The following is a 668-nucleotide window of genomic DNA, read 5'->3' as shown; positions in this document are numbered from 1 at the left end:
TGATAGCAGGGCTTACAAAAACAAAAAGTCATGGGAACATATATAAAAGGAATCAACGGAAGATTCACAGGAAAAGTAGGTAGCACAGTAGGTAGTCAATGGAAAGGTATCTCTGTTATGAAATCACTACCAGATTTTAGTAATCACAAAGCCAGTAAAAAACAATTGGCACACAGAGCCAAATTCAGACTTGCCACCAAATTTTTACAACCACTGTATCCGGTGATACAATTGGGATTTAAAAATCAGGACAGCTTAAAGTCGCCACAGAATGCTGCTATGTCTGAGTTAATGAAATACACCATCGAAGGTGAATATCCTGATTATAAAGTTAACCTGAATAATTTGGTGTTAGCCGTAGGATCATTAAAAGGAACAAACCGGCCAAGAGTTGAAGCTAATGGTGAAGAAGTTGTTTTTACCTGGAGGTACAATGCAGCAAGTGATGAAATGTTTAAAGACAATGGGGTAATTCTTGTATCTATTGCTGAAGGCTATTATCCGGAATATACTATTGGTCAAAATATTCGTTCTGATGGCACAGCCAGTATGTTTCTGCCAGATGCTCCTCCTGGAACAGTAGTACATTGCTATATCGCTTTTGCCGCTATGGACGATACAAACCGGGTAAGCAATAGCGTGCATGCAGGAACTGTTATTATTCCGGA

1 protein-coding gene is annotated in these 668 nt (G+C 39.1%); it reads left to right on the top strand.

What is annotated here, in order from left to right:
- Nucleotides 1–30 precede the first annotated feature (30 nt).
- Nucleotides 31–668 (top strand): DUF6266 family protein (locus OM075_RS25345; RefSeq protein ID WP_301193354.1); only part of this gene is annotated, 638 nt, incomplete at its 3' end.

Origin of the sequence: Plebeiibacterium sediminum, assembly GCF_026013605.1 — a bacterium.
GTDB lineage: Bacteria > Bacteroidota > Bacteroidia > Bacteroidales > Marinilabiliaceae > Saccharicrinis > Saccharicrinis sediminus.
Note: the sequence above shows the minus strand (reverse complement) of the source record. Positions and strands in the feature narration are given on the sequence as shown.